Origin of the sequence: Halovenus amylolytica (genome assembly GCA_004015825.1) — an archaeon.
Taxonomy (GTDB): Archaea; Halobacteriota; Halobacteria; order Halobacteriales; family Haloarculaceae; genus Halovenus; species Halovenus amylolytica.
Window position 1 is genome coordinate 26,104 of sequence record SAYS01000015.1, and the last position, 17,387, is coordinate 43,490.

General features: G+C 61.5%; 14 protein-coding genes. 7 read left to right on the forward strand and 7 right to left on the reverse strand.

What is annotated here, in order from left to right; translation table 11 throughout:
• Positions 1 to 13: 13 nt before the first annotated feature.
• Genes EOW68_RS12165 through EOW68_RS12175 form a run of 3 tightly spaced genes read right to left on the reverse strand, consistent with a single transcriptional unit; the run spans position 14 to position 3,419 of the window.
• Positions 14 to 1,039: an NADP-dependent oxidoreductase gene (locus tag EOW68_RS12165; protein WP_128225439.1), complete on the reverse strand. Its 1,026-nt coding sequence runs from the start codon at positions 1,037 to 1,039 to the stop codon at positions 14 to 16.
• A gap of 57 nt (positions 1,040 to 1,096) precedes the next feature.
• Positions 1,097 to 2,887, reverse strand: a complete 1,791-nt coding sequence (gene pepF, locus EOW68_RS12170; protein ID WP_128225440.1) for an oligoendopeptidase F — start codon at positions 2,885 to 2,887, stop codon at positions 1,097 to 1,099.
• Between the two features lie 49 nt (positions 2,888 to 2,936).
• On the reverse strand, positions 2,937 to 3,419 hold the full coding sequence (locus EOW68_RS12175; RefSeq protein WP_128225441.1) for a DUF7984 family protein: 483 nt from the start codon (positions 3,417 to 3,419) through the stop codon (positions 2,937 to 2,939).
• 143 nt (positions 3,420 to 3,562) lie between these two features.
• Here EOW68_RS12175 and EOW68_RS12180 point away from each other — a divergent pair, with 143 nt between their 5' ends.
• Positions 3,563 to 4,993: a hybrid sensor histidine kinase/response regulator gene (locus EOW68_RS12180; protein WP_128225442.1), complete on the forward strand. Its 1,431-nt coding sequence runs from the start codon at positions 3,563 to 3,565 to the stop codon at positions 4,991 to 4,993.
• Positions 4,994 to 5,232: 239 nt separating this feature from the next.
• Positions 5,233 to 7,149 carry a beta-CASP ribonuclease aCPSF1 gene (locus EOW68_RS12185; RefSeq protein WP_128225443.1) on the forward strand — a complete coding sequence of 639 codons (1,917 nt, stop codon included), beginning with the start codon at positions 5,233 to 5,235 and terminating at the stop codon, positions 7,147 to 7,149.
• Between the two features lie 402 nt (positions 7,150 to 7,551).
• Here the strand turns inward: EOW68_RS12185 and dapB are convergent, their stop codons facing one another.
• Positions 7,552 to 8,307 (reverse strand): 4-hydroxy-tetrahydrodipicolinate reductase, encoded by a 756-nt coding sequence (gene dapB / locus EOW68_RS12190; protein WP_128225444.1) that lies wholly within the window; start codon positions 8,305 to 8,307, stop codon positions 7,552 to 7,554.
• Positions 8,304 to 9,212 carry a 4-hydroxy-tetrahydrodipicolinate synthase gene (gene dapA / locus EOW68_RS12195; protein ID WP_128225445.1) on the reverse strand — a complete coding sequence of 303 codons (909 nt, stop codon included), beginning with the start codon at positions 9,210 to 9,212 and terminating at the stop codon, positions 8,304 to 8,306. Before dapA ends, dapB begins: the two co-directional genes overlap by 4 nt.
• 303 nt (positions 9,213 to 9,515) lie before the next feature.
• On the opposite strand from dapA, the gene EOW68_RS12200 reads away from it, so the two are divergent.
• The 3 genes from EOW68_RS12200 to EOW68_RS12210 all read left to right on the forward strand — a co-directional run bounded on the left by EOW68_RS12200 (position 9,516) and on the right by EOW68_RS12210 (position 11,480).
• Positions 9,516 to 10,436 (forward strand): CBS domain-containing protein, encoded by a 921-nt coding sequence (locus EOW68_RS12200; RefSeq protein ID WP_128225446.1) that lies wholly within the window; start codon positions 9,516 to 9,518, stop codon positions 10,434 to 10,436.
• A gap of 116 nt (positions 10,437 to 10,552) precedes the next feature.
• Positions 10,553 to 10,771: a ribbon-helix-helix domain-containing protein gene (locus tag EOW68_RS12205; RefSeq protein WP_128225447.1), complete on the forward strand. Its 219-nt coding sequence runs from the start codon at positions 10,553 to 10,555 to the stop codon at positions 10,769 to 10,771.
• On the forward strand, positions 10,761 to 11,480 hold the full coding sequence (locus EOW68_RS12210; RefSeq protein ID WP_128225448.1) for a queuosine precursor transporter: 720 nt from the start codon (positions 10,761 to 10,763) through the stop codon (positions 11,478 to 11,480). Before EOW68_RS12205 ends, EOW68_RS12210 begins: the two co-directional genes overlap by 11 nt.
• A gap of 432 nt (positions 11,481 to 11,912) precedes the next feature.
• Here EOW68_RS12210 and radA read toward each other — a convergent pair whose 3' ends face one another.
• Positions 11,913 to 12,956, reverse strand: coding sequence for a DNA repair and recombination protein RadA (gene radA, locus EOW68_RS12215; protein WP_128225449.1), 1,044 nt, complete (start codon positions 12,954 to 12,956; stop codon positions 11,913 to 11,915).
• A 189-nt stretch (positions 12,957 to 13,145) separates the two neighbouring features.
• Here radA and EOW68_RS12220 point away from each other — a divergent pair, with 189 nt between their 5' ends.
• Positions 13,146 to 13,976, forward strand: coding sequence for a hypothetical protein (locus EOW68_RS12220; protein WP_128225450.1), 831 nt, complete (start codon positions 13,146 to 13,148; stop codon positions 13,974 to 13,976).
• 158 nt (positions 13,977 to 14,134) lie between these two features.
• Here EOW68_RS12220 and ilvD read toward each other — a convergent pair whose 3' ends face one another.
• Positions 14,135 to 15,877 carry a dihydroxy-acid dehydratase gene (ilvD, locus tag EOW68_RS12225; RefSeq protein WP_128225451.1) on the reverse strand — a complete coding sequence of 581 codons (1,743 nt, stop codon included), beginning with the start codon at positions 15,875 to 15,877 and terminating at the stop codon, positions 14,135 to 14,137.
• 362 nt (positions 15,878 to 16,239) lie between these two features.
• Here ilvD and aceA point away from each other — a divergent pair, with 362 nt between their 5' ends.
• Positions 16,240 to 17,307, forward strand: coding sequence for an isocitrate lyase (gene aceA, locus EOW68_RS12230; protein WP_128225452.1), 1,068 nt, complete (start codon positions 16,240 to 16,242; stop codon positions 17,305 to 17,307).
• Positions 17,308 to 17,387: the final 80 nt, after the last annotated feature.

Genomic DNA, 17,387 nt, shown 5'->3' on the forward strand with positions numbered 1-17,387 from the left:
CTCGCACACGCCGCTACTCGCGACGTTCGGGCTCCCCGACTTTCACGAGCTGTTTGCCGAGATTCGCACCCTCGAACAGGCCGAGAAAGGCATCGGGTGCGTTTTCGAGTCCCTCGGTGACGGTTTCGCGGTACTGGAGCGAGCCGTCGTCGAGCCAGCCGGCGAGCTGTTCGATCGCTTCCCCCCACCGTGGCTGGAAATCGCTGACGAGAAACCCCTCGACGCGTGCCCGTTTGGTGATCAGCGTCGGCAGCTTGCGCGGCCCCACCGGCTGTTCGGTGGCGTTGTACAGCGAAATCTGCCCACAGACGGCGACCCGGGCGTGGACGTTCAACTGCGTAAAGACGGCGTCGGTGATCGGCCCGCCGACGTTGTCGAAGTAGGCATCGACGCCGTCGGGTGCTGCCTCCGCCAGCGCGGCCTCGTAGTCGTCTGTCTCCTTGTAGTTGATACCCACATCGAAGCCGAGTTCGTCCTCGATGAACTCGACTTTCTCGTCGGAGCCCGCGAAGCCGACGACGCGGGCACCGTCGATCTTTGCGATCTGCCCGGCGACCGAGCCGACGGCCCCGCCTGCACCCGTCACGACGAACGTCTCACCTTCCTCGGGTTCGGCGACCTCCCGGGTTCCGAAGTAGGCCGTGATCCCCGTCATGCCGAGGACGCCGAGTGCCGTCGAGATCGGTGCCTGCTTCGGATCGATCTGCCGGAGTTCAGCAGGATCTGCGACCGCGTACTCGGCCCACTGGAGTTCGCCGGTGACGATGTCCCCGGCAGCCAGTTCGTCGCTGTTCGATTCGACGACCTCGGCGACGACACCGCCCCGCAGCGGCTCGCCGACCGCCCACGGCTCGGCATACGATTCCGCGGCGGACATCCGACCGCGCATGTAGGGGTCGACCGAGAGATACAGTGTGCGGAGGAGTACTTCTCCGTCTCCTGGTGTCGGTGTTGTTTCTTCGATCAGTTCGAACGTCTCGTCGTCGGGTTTGCCAGTCGGGCGCTGTGCGAGCGTGAACACTCTGTTTGTCTCTGTCATTCGTCTCTCGTTTGTTCGGTCGGCCGCCTCCCGGGAAAGGGTCCGGATTGTCGTCGATCAGCTCAGGTTCTCGTACTCGTCGAGATACTGGCCGTAGACGTCCAGGGCCTGCTCGATCGGTTCGCTTTCGGTCATGTCGACGCCAGCCTCGTCGAGGAGCTCCAGCGGGTAGCCGTGTGAGCCACTCCGGAGGAACTCCCGGTACCGTTCTGCTGCGGGTTCGCCTTCCTCACGGATCGCTTCGACGAGTGCGACGGCTGCGCTGATCCCGGTCGAATACTGGAAGACGTAGAAGGCCCGGTAGAAGTGTGGGATGCGCATCCACTCGCGGGCGATCCGGTCGTCGATGACGCCCGGTTCGTAGTACTCGCCTTTGAGTTCGCTGTAGAGGTCGTCGAGGCGGTCCGCGGTCAGCGGCTCACCGGCCTCGGAGAGTTCGTGGGTGCGCTGTTCGAACTCGGCGAACATCGTCTGGCGGTACAGCGTCGACCGGAACCGTTCGAGATACTGGTTGAGGATGTGCCGGCGCAGGCGTTCGTCCTCGACGGTATCGAGCAGGTGGTGTGTCAGCAGCGTCTCGTTGACCGTCGAGGCGATCTCTGCGATGAAGATCGTGTAGTCGGCGTAGACGTAGGGCTGGCTCTCGCTGGCCAGTTCGGAGTGCATCGAGTGGCCGAGTTCGTGAGCCAGCGTGTACATCGAGGAGACGTCGTCCTGGTAGTTCATCAGGATGTACGGCTGTGAGTCGTAGGTGCCGCCACTGTAGGCACCGGACTGCTTGCCGGGGGTCTCGTAGACGTCGACCCACCGCGAGTCCAGCCCCTCCGCGAGTCTGGACTGGTACTCCTCTCCAAGCGGTGCGACGGCGTCGGTCACGTACTCGCAAGCGTCTTCGTAGGTCACTTCGGGACTCTCGCCCTCGACGAGGGGGATGTACAGATCCCACATCTGGAGTTCGTCGCCACCGGCCGCTTTGCGTTTCAGATCGGCGTGGCGGTGGAGTTTGTCGAGGTTGCCCCTGACCGTCCCCACGAGATTGTCGTACACCTCCGTCGGGATGTTCGGGCCGTCGAGGGCAGCTTTACGGGCGGTCTCGTAGTTCCGAGCTCTGGCGAGTTTCTCGTCCTTTTTGACGCTGTTGCGATACGCTGTCCCGACGCTGTTGCGCACCGTCTCCCACTCGTCGTAGAACTTCTCGTAGACCTCCTGTCTGAACTCCCGGTTCGGGTGCTCCTGGAGCGTGGTGAAGTTGTTGAGCGTGATCTCCGTGGCCTCGCCGTCGGGTTTCTCGACGGCGGGGAACTCCATGTCGGCGTTGGCGAGCATGTTGTAGACCTCGCCCGCCGCGCCAGTGATCTCGCCGAGTTCGGCGAGCAGGTTCTCGATCTCCGCCGACCGGGTGTGTGGCTTCATCCGGAGAATATCGTCGAAGAAGTGGTTGTACGCCCGCAGTTCCGGTTCGGTGTTCATCAGCCCCTCGATATCCTCGCCGTCGAGTTCCTGCAGTTCGGGTTCGATGAAACTCGTCGCGCTGCTGGCCTCCGATGAGAGCGACTGTGCGCGCGTCGCCATCGCCTGGCGCTCGCCGTCTCGTGTGTCCTCGTCGCGGCGCATCCGTGCGTACGCGGAGACGTTCGCCACCTCACGCATCACCTCCTCGTACCGTTCGAGAAGCGAGAGCAGTGTCTCGGCGTCCTCGGTCGTCTTCCCCTCGTACTCGCGGAGATCGTCGAGTGCAGCTTCGACGTCCTCGTAGGCTGTCTGCCACTCCTCGTCCGTCTGGAACAGTGACTGGAGATCCCACTTGTACCGCTTTTCGAGATCGCTTCGCTCGGGTACAGAACTCATTGTCCCTCGTAGGAGTCGTTCGAACGTAAAGCTGGCTCCTGTGGGCGTGTCACTCGGTATCAATGGTGAATGGGCTCGGGGACGCCGTCCAGTCCCAGCCGGGGAGTCGCGTCTGGAAGCCGGCTGCGAGTGCGGCGTCCAGATCGTCGGTGCCCGCGCCGGTGCCCTCGTGGACGTGCACGTCCGCGTAGTGGAAGGTCGCCTCGCCGAGCAGCCGCAGGGGCTGTCCGCCGGCGATCATTCCCGCGAGTTCCCGGCCGAGCAGTTCGTCCACGACGAAGCCGGGATAATCGCCCTCGACGTCGAGGTCGCGCAGGAGTGCGGTGATCGCCGCGACGTTGATCGCCAGATCCCCGTCTGCAAACACCGTATCGACTGCGTCGCGGTACTGGTCGCCGGTGACGTGATCGACGTCGGTCTCGAACAGGTCGCCGAGATCGTCCCGGACGTCGTTGACGAGCCCGACGATCCGATCGTCCCGCCCGCGGATCCACTCGTGTTCGGCGACCACCTGCTCGTATGTGAGCTTCATGCTGGATACCCGGGCTGGGACCATCCTATCGCTTTGGGTCGTCGGACAGGTCAACGATCCGATCAGTTTTTGGGATGGGATTAATATCGTCCAGTCCACTACAGTGAGTCACAACGGCGTCGCAGTTGGGGCAGGTGATAGATATGGAGTACATCGAAACGATCAGAACACTCGTTGTCGACGATAGCGATTTCTTTGCATCACTGACTGCCGATCAACTCGAAACCGAACACGGTATCCAGACAGTCAAAGCAACCAGCGCAGACGAGGCACTCGCAACGCTCGAAACGGGGTCGTTCGACTGTATCGTCAGCGACTACGACATGCCCGAGATGGATGGGCTGGATCTCTACCAGCAGCTGTCCGACTCCGGAAGTGAGCTCCCGTTCATCCTACTGACGAGTCGGACCGACGACGAGATCGTCACCGAGGCGATCACGATGGGTGTCGACGACTACATTCGGAAAGGCGACGTCTCACAGCAAGACGGTTTCACGGTGGTCGCGAACCGGATCGAGAACGTCGTCTCACACCGCAAGACACGCCAGGAGTACGAGACCGTCATCGACAGCATGCCCGAAAACATCGCACAGGTCGACCACGAGGGGACGATCCTCGCGGCAAACGAGACGGTCGCGGCGACGTTCGGGCTCTCCCCGAGTGAGATGATCGGACAGACTGTCGCGGACGTACTCCCGGCCGAAATCGCAAGCCAGTGGCGAACCGCTGGTAGCGAGGCCCTCGCCACGGGTGAGCGCGTGCAGTTCCAGAGCGACCACGACGGCAGCCACTACGATACGATCGTCGTGCCGGCCGATAGCCGCGACGACGGCGGCACCTACCAGGTGATCGCCCGCGACGTCACCGACCGCGTCGAGCGCGAACGACAACTCGAAGAGACCACCGAACAGCTCGAACTGATCAACCGGTTCGTCCGCCACGACATCCGCAACGACATCAACCTCGTCTACATGTGGTCGGAGATGCTCGGCGACCACGTCGACGACACTGGCCAGGAGTACGTCGCCAAGATCCACGATGCGAGTGAACACATCAACGAACTCACCGAAACTGCACAGGAGTTCGTCAGGATCGTCAGCGGGGAGGCGGGTGTCTCGACGGAGCCAGTGTCGCTCCGGCGGCTGCTGACGGACGAACTGGACAAGCGCAAACAGTCCTACGGCGAGGCGACGTTCGCGCTCAACCACGAGATTCCGGACGTGCAGGTTCGAGCAAACGAGATGCTCTCCTCGGTGTTCCGGAATCTGCTGAACAACGCCGTCCAGCACAACGACAGCGACCAGCCCGAGGTCCGCATCTCGGTCGACATCGACGAGGAGAGCGTACGTGTCGTCATCGCCGACAACGGACCGGGAATACCGGAGAATCAGCGTGCGGAAATCTTCGGCAAGGGCGAACAGGGGGCCGACAGCTCCGGCTCGGGAATCGGGCTGTATCTCGTCCATACGATCGTCAGCCAGTACGGCGGCGACGTCTGGGTCGAAGATAGCCATCTCGGTGGTGCGGCCTTCGTCGTCGAGTTACAGCTCGCCGAATCGGACTCGCGCTGGTGACTGCAGCGCCCCGTCGGATTAGTGACTCCAGGGCCGCCAGAGCGGTGGAACGTGCAATTTTGCGAAGATTTTTATAATTAGCACCGACAAAGTCCACGCACGGAATGGTTCTCCGGACGCACGTCCGGATACCCTGCAGCAATACCTACCAGTTCGACAATGTCTAGTCCGGCTATCGGCAGCGAACAGTCCACACGAGTGGCGTTCCCAGTCGCCGGCCCGGCAGACGGTTCTGATATATGAGCACTGTAGACAAACAACTCGAGGAAATAGAAGCGACGATAGAACGGGAAGTACCGAGCGACGTAACAATTACCGAGGTAACCTACGAGGGTCCGGAGCTGGTCATCTACACGCGCGATCCGAAACGGTTCGCCCGTGACGGTGATCTGGTCAGACAGCTGGCCTCGAAACTCCGCAAACGGATCACGGTTCGCCCCGATCCTGCGGTTCTCTCGAAACCCGACGACGCCCGCCAGCAGGTTATGGACGTCGTTCCCGAGGAAGCGGGCGTAACGGATCTTGATTTCCATATCGACACCGGCGAGGTCGTCATCGAGGCCGAGAAGCCGGGGATGGTCATCGGTCGCCACGGTGCGACGCTCCGGGAGATCACCCAGGAGGTCGGCTGGACACCGGAGGTCGTCCGGACGCCACCGATCGAATCGTCGACGGTAAAGAACGTCCGGAACTTCCTCAAACAGGAGCGCAACGAGCGCCGGGATATCCTCGAACGGATCGGCAGGCAGATCCACCGCGAGGAGATGTCCGACGACGAGTGGGTCCGGATCACGACGCTCGGTTGCTGTCGCGAGGTCGGCCGTGCGGCCTTCATTATTTCGACGCCGGAAACCCGTATCCTCGTCGACTGTGGCGACAAACCCGGTTCTCCCGACGAGGTTCCCTACCTCCAGGTCCCCGAAGCGCTCGGTGCAGGGGCGAGTTCGATCGATGCGGTCGTGTTGACCCACGCTCACCTCGATCACTCCGCGCTGATCCCGCTGCTGTTCAAATACGGCTACGACGGACCGATCTACACGACGGAACCGACACGCGATCTGATGGGATTGCTGACGCTGGATTATCTGGACGTCGCCGCAAAGGAGGGTCGCACGCCGCCGTACGAGTCGGAGATGGTTCGTGAGGCGGTCAAACACACGATTCCGCTGGAGTACGGCGACGTGACCGACATCTCGCCGGATATCAAGCTCACCTTACACAACGCCGGCCACATTCTCGGCTCCTCGATTGCCCACTTCCACATCGGTGACGGGCTCTACAACGTCGCATTCTCTGGCGATATTCACTACGACGATACGCGACTGTTCAACGGTGCGGTCAACGAGTTCCCACGCGTCGAGACGCTGGTGCTCGAATCGACCTACGGCGGCCGCAACGACTACCAGACGGACCAGGAAGACTCCGAGCGAAAGCTCATCCAGACGATCAAAGACACCATCGAACAGGACGGGAAGGTGTTGATCCCCGCCTTCGCAGTCGGTCGATCCCAGGAGATCATGCTCGTTCTGGAGGAGGCGATGCGCGAGGGGAAGATCCCCGAAGTGCCGGTTCACCTCGACGGGATGATCTGGGAGGCGACGGCGATCCACACGACCTATCCCGAGTATCTGCGTGACGATCTGCGCGAGCGGATCTTCCACGACGACTCGAACCCGTTCCTCGCCGAGCAGTTCAACCACATCGACGCCGGTGAGGAGGAACGCCAGGACGTCGCCGACGAGGGTCCGTCGATCATCCTCTCGACGTCGGGGATGATGGAAGGCGGGCCGATCCTCTCCTGGCTCGAACACCTCGGTGCCGATCCGAACTCGAATCTGGTCTTCGTCGGCTACCAGGCACAGGGGACGCTCGGCCGCCGGATCCAGAATGGCTGGGAGGAGATCCCGGTCGGCAACGGTCGCGGACGGGATACGCTCACGCTGAAGATGGGCGTCGAGGTGGTCGATGGCTTCTCCGGTCACGCCGACAGGCAGGGGCTGGAAAACTTCGTCAAGACGATGAATCCGCGGCCGGAGAAGGTGCTCTGTGTCCACGGTGACGAATCCTCGACGCAGGATCTCTCCTCCGCGCTGTACCACGACTACAACATGCGGACCTTCGCGCCGAAGAATCTGGAGACGTTCCGGTTTATCTAGTTGGTTCGAGTCGATTCTTTAGGTTTATTTTCGATATCTGTTCTGGCAGTATAGTCATGAACAGCAAGAAAGCCCCGATCAGCTAAGCTCCCGCGACTCGCTGCGCGCTTCACTCACTCCGTTCGTTCCAGTGCTTACGTCGTCGGGGTTCGCTTAGCTGACCGCCCCTTTCAGTCCCACCCTATTCCACGGCCAGCCAGTCTACGCGGGTGGGACTGAAAGGGGCCACTCGTTCGATCCATCCCGGGCGACGTAAGCACCGCAGCGTAGCGAGGAGCGCAGCGAGCCCCGGATGGTCGAACGAGTGGGGGCTTTCTTGCTGTTCACAATTACGGCGACACTCCGCGTCCTACTCGCGGCTAACGCTCCTGCGATAAAAAACAGCAAAAACTCGAGATCTATCTAGGAATCGTCGATCACGTCGCCGAACTCGTAGCGGCCAGCCCCGCGCCCAGCCAGCCACACCGCCGCATCGAGTGCCCCGGCAGCGAAGACAGCCCGATCCTCTGCTCGGTGCTGGAGCGTCAACACTTCGTCGTTCCCCGCGATCGTAATCTCGTGCTCGCCGCGGATATCACCAGCGCGGCGGACGAGCATCCCGACCTCGTCCTCGGTGCGAGGCTGGATTCCCTCTCGCCCCGGAACTGTCTCGAAATCGCGGTACTCGCCGATCTCCTCCAGAATCGTTTTGGCTGTTCCGCTAGGTGCATCCCGCTTGGCGTTGTGATGGGTCTCCATCACCTCGACGTCGTACGTCGAGAGCGCTTCGAGTGCCGGGCCGAGCGACCGCAGCAGCGCCTGAATGCCCCGCGAGAAGTTCGTTGCCTTCAGTAGCGGCACCTCCGCGCTGGTCTCCGACAGCACTGCAAAACCATCCTCCTCGAAGCCTGTCGTCCCGACGACCAGTCCGACGCCCGCGTCTGCACATGCCTGCGCGAGCGTGGTCGTCGCTTCGGGCACGGTGAAGTCGATCACCACTGCTGGATCGTGCTCGGCCAGCGCTGTCTCGGTCTCGTCCGGACTGTAGACCGGAACCGAGCGGTCAGCGTCGTCGACGTCGAGCCCGAAAGTGACGGTTACATCGTCGCGCTCCTGGGCGGTTTCGAAGATTGTCTGACCCATCCGGCCGGCGATGCCATTAATTCCTACGTGTGTCATCGGTCATCCTCAAACTCGACTGGCTCGTCGTACTCCGCCAGCAGTGCTTCGAGTCGCTCGCGGTTTGCCAGGGTGATCTCCGACAGCGGCGAGCGCAGTCTTCCCGGGCCGTAGCCGCGGATCTCCATCGCGGCTTTGACCGGGATCGGGTTGGTCTCCCAGAACAGCGCACGGAACAGTGGCCCGAGTTCGTGGTGCCGTTCGCGGGCAGCCTCGTATTCGCCTTCGAGGGCATCCCATACCATGTCGCTCATCCGTCGGGGTTCGACGTTCGCGGCGACGCTGATACAGCCCGTCCCGCCGACCGAGAGGATCGGGAGCGTCTCGCCGTCGTTGCCCGAGAGCACGTCGAACTCCTCGTCGCGGGTTTTCTCGACGATCTCGCTGACCTGGTTGAGGTCACCGCTGGCGGCTTTGAACCCCTGAATATTCTCGTGAGCCGCCAGCTCGGCGACAGTATCGGCTTCGATATTTTTGCCAGTCCGCGAGGGGACGTTGTAGACGATCTGTGGAATATCGACCGCGTCGGCGATCGTCTCGTAGTGGGTGATCAGGCCGCGCTGTTCGGGTTTGTTGTAGTACGGCGAGATGAGAAGGAGTGCGTCAGCGCCCGCGTCGGCTGCACGCTGGGAAAGATCCAGCGCCTCGTCGGTGTTGTTCGAGCCGCTGCCGCCGATGACCGGAACGTCGACTGCGTCGACGACGGCCTCGATAACCTCGATGTGTTCGTCGTGGCTGACTGTCGCGGATTCGCCGGTCGAACCCATCGGCACCAGTCCGTCGACGCCAGCCGATTCGAGTCGCTGGGCGTCCTCGCGGAGTGTCTGGAAGTCGATACTGTCGTCCTCGTGAAACGGTGTGCACATCGCCGGATAGACGCCGGCGAAGGTGTCTGAATCTGTCATGTGTTGTGTGGTCGTGTCGGTGATCGTTCGCTGTCTGTCGTCTCCGGTCCTGAACTCGTCGGTTCACGCCTGCCTGCGATGACCCGGGACGGAGACGCCACCTCCGCCGCGAGTCTGCTCATCGCGTGCGCTTCTTAGAAAAGAACACACCAGCCGCCCGTACGGTCCCGGCCTGGATACTGGTGTGTCGCATATCTATATCTCCTGGCAGCGGGAACTTAGCCTTTTTGTCTTCGGGCTGGCTCCCGAGCTGACCGGCCTCCTGCCACAGGTCTATTGTCACTGAAGCACAACTATCGTCCGATGCCAGTCCCGATTCGCATCCACGAACTCATGAGTCGGCCAGTCGTCACTGCGAGCAGAGATACCACTCTCAGCGAGGCTGCCACACGTTGTTACGAGAACGACATCGGTTCGCTCGTCGTCGTCGACGATGGCGCTGTCGTCGGTATCGTGACAGGCGACGATATGATCCAGATGCTCGGCGAGGTGAGTGATCCGGGTGAACGCCTGCTCCACAGCTTGATGTCGTCGCCAGTCGTGACGACCACCCCCGACGCGTCCGTCACCGAGGCTGTGGAACGCATGCGCGAGCACGATATCGCCCGGCTGGTTGTCGTCGAAGACGACGAACCTGTCGGACTCGTCAGTTCCGACGACATCCTCCGGTACGTCCCGCAGGTGTTCCACCGGCAGGAACTCGACGAGTCCAAGGAAGTGACACGCTCGTCCAGGGTCCAGTCCGATACGGTTTACGAGCAATCCGACTGGGAGTTCGAGTCTGTCGGTCTCGCCGACGACCACCTGAACGTCGGCGACCGCGTCGAGTTCACGAAGTCGATCAGCGAACAGGACGTCCGGGCGTTCGCAGCCGCCAGCGGCGATACGAACCGACTCCACCTGGACGAGGGCTACGCCGAGCAGACGCGTTTCGGACGGCGGATCGCCCACGGGACGCTCGTCAGCGGCATCATCAGCGCCGCGCTGGCACGCCTCCCGGGGCTGACGATCTACCTCTCGCAGGATCTGTCCTTCCACGCCCCGGTCGATATCGGCGACCGGGTCACCGCAACCTGCGAGATCGTCGGCACCTTCGGCGAGGACAAGTACGAACTCACGACGGACGTCCACGCCGGGGACGAACTCGTCGTCGAAGGAGAGGCGACTGTTCTCATCGACGAGGCGATCGAAACGGATCGAACCGAGGCCGAAGCTGTCGCCTGACCGTCGGCACTCTCCGGCCCGATTCGATAGGATTTTACTGTGCGATCATTCGAGTATTCGTATACGAATCCTGGGTGCATACTCGCGACCCGAGGTGTGCCGACGGTGATTACACAATGCCAAAGATAAGCGTCGAAGTCCCACAGGAACTGCTCGATGATCTCGACGAACACGTCGGCGACGGCGGAAAGTTCGTCAACCGAAGCGAGGCCGTCCGCGCGTCGATCCGGAAGACGCTGGATCTGTTAGACGAGATCGACGCCCGCCAGGGCCGACTCGACCAGCACGGCCAGGCGGTCGATGCCGGGACCACGGAGGAAGACGATGGCAACTGACTCCCGACCGGCCCACGGTCAGTCGGTACTCGCGCTCCCACAACTCTCCCTGGTTGCGCTGTTCGTGACCGCGCTGATCACGGCCCAGGTCACCGCTTCGAAAGTTATCGCTATCGATATTCCATTCAGCCTGCCGCTGACGGGGAATCTCATCACGGTCCCCGCCGCAGTCTTCGCGTACGCGCTGACCTTCTTCGCTTCGGACTGTTATGCGGAGCTATACGGCAAGCGTGCCGCGCAGTATCTCGTCAACGTCGCCTTCGCGATGAACTTCGTCCTGCTCGGGCTGGTCTGGCTGTCGATCGCCGCGCCGACGTACGAGTTCTCCCCGGTCGCACAGGAACCGTTCGCGGAAACGCTCGGAGCCAGTACCGGTATCGTCGTCGGGAGTCTGTTCGCCTACATCGTCAGCCAGAACTGGGACGTGTTCGTCTTCCACCGGATTCGCGAGGCGACTGACGGTGATTCGCTCTGGCTGCGAAACGTTGCCTCGACGGCCTCTAGCCAGCTCATCGATACGGTGATTTTCATCACGATCGCTTTCTTCATCTTCCAGGGACTCGCGCTGAACGACGTCCTCGCGCTGATCGTCGGCCAGTACGTGTTCAAACTCCTGATCGTCGGACTCGACACGCCCTTCGTCTACCTCGTCGTCGGCTTCGTTCGGTCCCGTGGACTGCTTGCGACGCCGGACCCTGCTGCTGATTGAGTGCTTTTCATTCTCGTGTTTCATTGAGCTCGAATTAGTTCGATTTTGAACAGCAAGAAAGCCCCCGGCCCCTTTCATAGTGATTATTGCGAGTCTGTACCGCCAAGTTCAGATAGAACTGGTCTAGGAGGGCCGAAACAGCCTCGGTTTCGCTGCCGTGCTGAAAATTACCGCAATAATCACTATCAGTCCCGCCCAGTCTGGAAAGTCACATCGGGCGGGACTGAAAGGGGCGGTCAGCTAAGCGAACCCCGACGACGCAAGCACGCGACCAGCGGGAACGCGCGTGGTTCGAAAGACGCAGTGCGTCTTTCGTCATCCTGAAAATCTTCGATTTTCTGAGACAGCGAGTCGCGGGAGCTTAGCTGACCGGGGCTTTCTTGCTGTATACGGCGGCTTTTGAGATCTTCAAAAAGAAGACTCTCCTAGTCGTTACTCAGGAACGAGTCCGTCGCCCGTGACACGCATTACGGCCTCGCCGTCGGCGAGGTTCGGCGCGTCGACCAGGCGGACGATCCGCTTGTCGTTTTTCGACTTGCGGAGATACATCCGGAACGTGGAGGTGTGGCCGAGGATGTTCCCACCGATCGGCTGGGTCGGATCGCCGAAGAAGGAGTCGGGGTTCGACGCGACCTGGTTGGTGACGAGGACGGCGGTGTTGTTCAGGTCGCCGACGCGCATCAGATCGTGGAGGTGTTTGTTGAGTTTCTGCTGTCGCTCCGCGAGCTTGCCACGACCGACGTACTCCGCACGGAAGTGAGCGGTCAGCGAGTCGACACAGAGCAGTCGGACGGGGAACTCCTCGTCCTGGCTCTCGCTTGCGATCTCCTGGGCCTTCTCGGCCAGCAGGATCTGGTGGTTTGAGTTGAACGCCTTCGCAACGTGGATCTTGTCGAGTACCGACTCCGTCAGCTGGGTGAGCAGTTCCTCGTCGCTCGCGTCGGCCTCGCCCTCCTCGACGATGTCGTGGAACTCCATCGTCGCCTCGATTTTCTCGTCGGGCAGGCCACGAACCATGTCGTCGATTCGCTCCGGACGGAACGTGTCCTCGGAGTCGACGAAGATCGCGCTGCCTTCCAGTCCGCCGTGTTCGGCCGGCAGCTGGACGTTGACCGCGAGCTGGTGGGTGACCTGGGATTTGCCAGCGCCGAACTCGCCGTACACTTCAGTGATCGACTGGGTCTCGACACCGCCGCCGAGCAGTTCGTCGACCTCGTCGACGCCCCAGGTGAGTTTGCCGATCTTTTCGCGTCGCTCCAGTACTGTCGCGCCGCTTTCGAAACCACCGATATCTGCGGCCTCACGCGCAGCCTGAATAATATCCGCAGCACTCGACTCGCCGATATCCGCCGTGTTCGAGAGTTCGCCCGGGCTCGCCACTGCAATCCCCTGGAAATCGTCGAATCCGTTCTCTTTGAGCTTCTCTGCTGTCGCCGGCCCGACGCCGGAGAGGTTTTCGAGATCTGGTGATGCCATAGACGGCGATTATGCCCGATGGTACATAAACCCCCGTTAACAGTGCAGTGAAAGTAAAACTGAGGGACAGCACGGGTCCGTTGTTGACCACGGCCCGGAGGTTCATCACTGAGGATGCGAAGTCACGGTAGTTCTCTGAACTGGAGACAGTCCATCGCCGGTTATAGATCCACAGGTGGTAGGAGCGGTATGGTCGAACCGACGGAGATCTTTCTCGGCAGCGTCGTTCTCGTCGTTGCACTGTGGTACGGGTACCGCGCTCTGTCTGCCGGGCTGCTCTCTCGGTCACTCTCGGGCACTGATTCGTACAGCTCTACGGGGATGGTCGACGGCGAAACGGCAGCGGTAGAGGGGGAGGTCATCGTCGACGAGCCAGTCGACACCGCCGGGATGGACCTCACCACTGTCGACACACCGCTCGCCGCGCTCGTCTGGCGCGGGAAGTATCCGGAGAGTGGCAACGATTACACGATCGATTTCGAAAATCGCAGCCTGGAACGGAAGATGCAGACGTTCGCCTCCGGTATCGAGTCGGGAACATTCCGGATCGACGATGGACGTCAGCAGATCACCGTCGACCCGGGCTGGCTCGCCGAGACCCACGACAGTGCTGCGCTCTCGGAGCTGTCGCTGGAGGGGGTCCAGACGTCGACTCCGCTGTCCAATCGCACCTGGGCGTCGCCGTCCATCCACCTGACTGACCACGTCTCGGAACGGACGTTCGACGAGACAGACGGACTCGTCGACGAGGATGTCGCGGACGCGGATCCGAGCAGGCACTACTTCGAATCGAAGGCGATCTCCGAGGGGGATACACTCGCCGTCCGCGGGGAGGTCCAGATAGATCAGGGCGAACCCGTGATCCGCGGTACCGAGGAGACGCCGCTTGCTATCTCGGATACGGGATTCGATGGACTCGGTGCCGATCTCCGGGGCCAGATGATAAAGTACGGTGCGCTGTCGGTTTCACTGCTCGCGGTGTCCTCGGTTCTCTTGCTTCGAGGTGGTGGGGTGCTCTAAGGTGGCTAGTCTCACTTCACGCCAGGGTTCGTGACAGCCGACCTTTTTCAGCGTCGGGTCGCCTGCGGCGACCGCTCCTCGAAAAACGTCGATGAAAAAGCTGAACACTCACTTTGTTCGCGTTCAGGGAACCGCGCCTACGGCGCGGATGCTCTCTTCTAATCCCACTTCACGCCGGGATTCGTGACAGCGCCGTTCGCTGCCGAGCCGAAGTCCCGGACGTACTTCGCCAGCACGCCGTTGGCGTAGGCTGGCTCCGGATCGTACTCTTCGAGTCGCTCGTCGATCTCCTCGTCGGTGAGATCGACCGACAGCTCGTGGTTGTCGATATCGATCGTGATCGTGTCGCCGTCTTCGAGTGCAGCGATGGGGCCGCCCACGTACGCCTCCGGTGCGACGTGGCCGATGGAGAACCCACGCGTCGCACCCGAAAAGCGACCGTCCGTAAAGAGAGCAACGTCCTCGGCGTGGCCCTGCCCGGCGACGGCGGAGGTGACACCGAGCATCTCACGCATACCGGGCCCGCCCTGTGGCCCCTCGTTCCTGATCCCGATCACGTCGCCGCTCTCGACGTTCCCGTCCTGGACGTACTCCATCGCATCTTCCTCGCGTTCGAAGATCCGAACCGGGCCCTCGTGGTGGAGGTGATCCTCGCCGGTGATCTTGATCACTGCGCCGTCGGGGGCGAGATTCCCCGTCAGGATACGGATCGCACCGCGCTCGTGGATCGGGTCGTCGACTGTGTAGAGGTAGTCCTCGTCGAGTTCTTCGATCGTTGGTGGATCGATCCGCTCGATCTCCTCGGCGATCGTGTTGCCCGTGACGGTGAGCGCGTCGCCGTGGAGGAGATCCGCGTCGAGCAGCGCCTTGAGGATTACTGGCACGCCGCCGACCTCGTGGAGATCGTTCATCACGCGCTGGCCGCCGGGCTGGAGATCCGCGATCTTCGGCGTGCGCGCGCTGATCTCGTTGAACGTCTCGATATCCAGATCGATGCCCGCCTCCGCGGCGAGTGCGAGCAGGTGGAGCACGGCGTTGGTCGAGCCACCGATGGAAACCTGTAGCGCGATCGCGTTCTCGAAGGATTCCAGCGTGAGGAAATCAGATGGTTTCCGGCCGTTTTCGATCGCGTCGATGACGAGTTCGCCCGCACGTTCGGCTTCCTCGTAGCGCGACTCGTCCTCTGCTGGCGGGGAGGCACTGCCAAGTGGGGCGAAGCCGAGCGCCTCGCTGATCGAGGCCATCGTGTTGGCGGTGAACATCCCGCCGCAGGAGCCCGCACCGGGACAGGCCTGGTGTTCGATCTCTTCGAGTTCGTCCTCGCTCATCTCACCCTGGGCGACTGCGCCGACACCCTCGAAGACGTTCTGGATCGTGATCTCGCGGCCGTCGTGTTCGCCGGGCATGATCGACCCCCCGTAGAGGAAGACACTCGGCAGATCCGTCCGGATCGAGGCCATCATCATCCCCGGCATGTTCTTGTCACAGCCACCGATCGTCACGAGGCCGTCCATGCGCTCGCCGAAGGCGACCAGTTCGACGGAGTCGGCGATGATCTCCCGGGAGATTAGCGACGCGCGCATCCCTTCCGTCCCCATCGAGATCGCGTCGGAGATTGTGATCGTCCCGAACTCGATGGGCATCCCCGCTGTCTCGTCGATGGCGTCGTAGGCCGACTGGGCCACGTCGTCGAGGTGGACGTTACACGGTGTGATGTCCGCGGCCGGATTGGCGATGCCGACCATCGGCGAAGAGAGATCCTCGTCGTCGTACCCCATCGCGCGAAACATCGCCCGGTGCGGGGCACGATCTGCTCCCTGCGTCACCTCGTTGCTCGGAAGGTCCGGATCCTTCTCGTACTGAAACCGCTCCTCCTCGTCGGCGTGTTCCTGCTTGCTCATGTTTCGAGGTTGTCCCCGGTGAACTTAAGAAATTGCTTCGACCGCTCGCAGTGGTATTTCTGCCAGGCCGAAAACAACGTAAACGAATTGGTTGTCACTGGCTGCAACTGTTTCGAAACCTGGATACGAGGGCACCAGAGTTAATGACAGAAATATTATTTTTCACCCGAGTAAACGAGTGTCATGACAACACGTGTCGGGGTTGTGAACCTCTCTCAATTTAACAGTACCCGGGTCATTAAGGAAATATGGATATTTCAGTGTTAGATTATCATGATCTTTCATAACATTTTTTTACCCCGGCATTCTCCTCGTAGTTGCCAGGAGATTCGCGCCCCGAGCGTGACTCCAGACTACCAACTATGACACAGGACGACGACGGAACCGACGAAGTTGCCTCACGAGTCAAAAGCACAGAGCCGTATATCCGGGATGTCGACAACGAGTCTGCCCGGGAACTCCGCGATATGCTGAACAACCAGGATTATGTATTCGCCCCTGGCATCTACCACGCGCTGGACGCACGACTGGCCGAGATGGCCGGTCTCGACGCGGCGTACATGTCGGGCTACTCCACGGTGCTGGGCCAGTTCGGCTTCCCGGATCTGGAGATGGTCGACATGCGCGAGATGGTCGAGAACGCCAAACGCATCGTCGAAGCCACGGAACTGCCCGTGATCGCCGACTGTGACACCGGCTACGGTGGCATCCACAACGTCCGGCGTGCAGTCCGGGAGTACGAGAAAGCAGGTGTCGCTGCGGTCCACATCGAGGACCAGACGACGCCGAAACGCTGTGGCCACATCGCCGGCAAACAGATTATCTCACGCGAGGACGCCGAAGCTCGCTTCTCCGCTGCGGTCGATGCCAAACAGGACGAGGACACGGTAATCATCGCCCGGACCGACGCCTACGGCTCTGCGAACGGTGACTGGGAGGAACATCTCGAACGCGGCCGGCTCTACGCCGACTGCGGTGTGGATCTGGTCTGGCCGGAGATGCCGGACCCGTCCCGCGAGGACGCTGTCAACTACGCCGAGACACTCCACGAAACGCACCCCGACGTGAAACTGGCGTTCAACTACTCCAGTTCCTTCGCCTGGAGCGAGGAGGACGACCCACTGACCTTCCAGGAACTGGGCGACCTGGGCTACAAATACCAGTTCATCACGCTGTACGCGCTGCACAGTGGCGCACACGCCGTCTACGAGGATATGCAGAACATCGCGAACAACGCCGAGGAGGCCCAGTTCGATCTGGAAGACCGCTACCTGGGACACCCGACGGAGAGCCACCACGAACTCTCCTTCGTGCCGCGGTTCCAGAACATCGAAGCCCAGTACGACCCCGAGGCCAAATCACGCCAGGAGGAGTCGGCCGGCTTCAGCGACGAGGAAGAGGACGCAGTCATCACCAGCGACGACGACTAACGACGGTTCTCTCGGCTCCGTTCTTTTGACGTCTGTTTTTATCCACGTGACTGTGAACCACAACCAGAGCACGTTTATTA

Bases quoted from the DNA above. Each gene is read 5' to 3' on its own strand.
- EOW68_RS12175 (WP_128225441.1), bottom strand. From the start codon at position 3,419: ATGAAGCTCACATACGAGCAGGTGGTCGCCGAACACGAGTGGATCCGC.
- aceA (WP_128225452.1), top strand. From the start codon at position 16,240: ATGACACAGGACGACGACGGAACCGACGAAGTTGCCTCACGAGTCAAA.
- EOW68_RS12165 (WP_128225439.1), bottom strand. From the start codon at position 1,039: ATGACAGAGACAAACAGAGTGTTCACGCTCGCACAGCGCCCGACTGGC.
- EOW68_RS12210 (WP_128225448.1), top strand. From the start codon at position 10,761: ATGGCAACTGACTCCCGACCGGCCCACGGTCAGTCGGTACTCGCGCTC.
- dapA (WP_128225445.1), bottom strand. From the start codon at position 9,212: ATGACAGATTCAGACACCTTCGCCGGCGTCTATCCGGCGATGTGCACA.
- pepF (WP_128225440.1), bottom strand. From the start codon at position 2,887: ATGAGTTCTGTACCCGAGCGAAGCGATCTCGAAAAGCGGTACAAGTGG.
- EOW68_RS12205 (WP_128225447.1), top strand. From the start codon at position 10,553: ATGCCAAAGATAAGCGTCGAAGTCCCACAGGAACTGCTCGATGATCTC.
- EOW68_RS12180 (WP_128225442.1), top strand. From the start codon at position 3,563: ATGGAGTACATCGAAACGATCAGAACACTCGTTGTCGACGATAGCGAT.
- ilvD (WP_128225451.1), bottom strand. From the start codon at position 15,877: ATGAGCAAGCAGGAACACGCCGACGAGGAGGAGCGGTTTCAGTACGAG.
- EOW68_RS12185 (WP_128225443.1), top strand. From the start codon at position 5,233: ATGAGCACTGTAGACAAACAACTCGAGGAAATAGAAGCGACGATAGAA.
- dapB (WP_128225444.1), bottom strand. From the start codon at position 8,307: ATGACACACGTAGGAATTAATGGCATCGCCGGCCGGATGGGTCAGACA.
- EOW68_RS12200 (WP_128225446.1), top strand. From the start codon at position 9,516: ATGCCAGTCCCGATTCGCATCCACGAACTCATGAGTCGGCCAGTCGTC.
- radA (WP_128225449.1), bottom strand. From the start codon at position 12,956: ATGGCATCACCAGATCTCGAAAACCTCTCCGGCGTCGGGCCGGCGACA.
- EOW68_RS12220 (WP_128225450.1), top strand. From the start codon at position 13,146: ATGGTCGAACCGACGGAGATCTTTCTCGGCAGCGTCGTTCTCGTCGTT.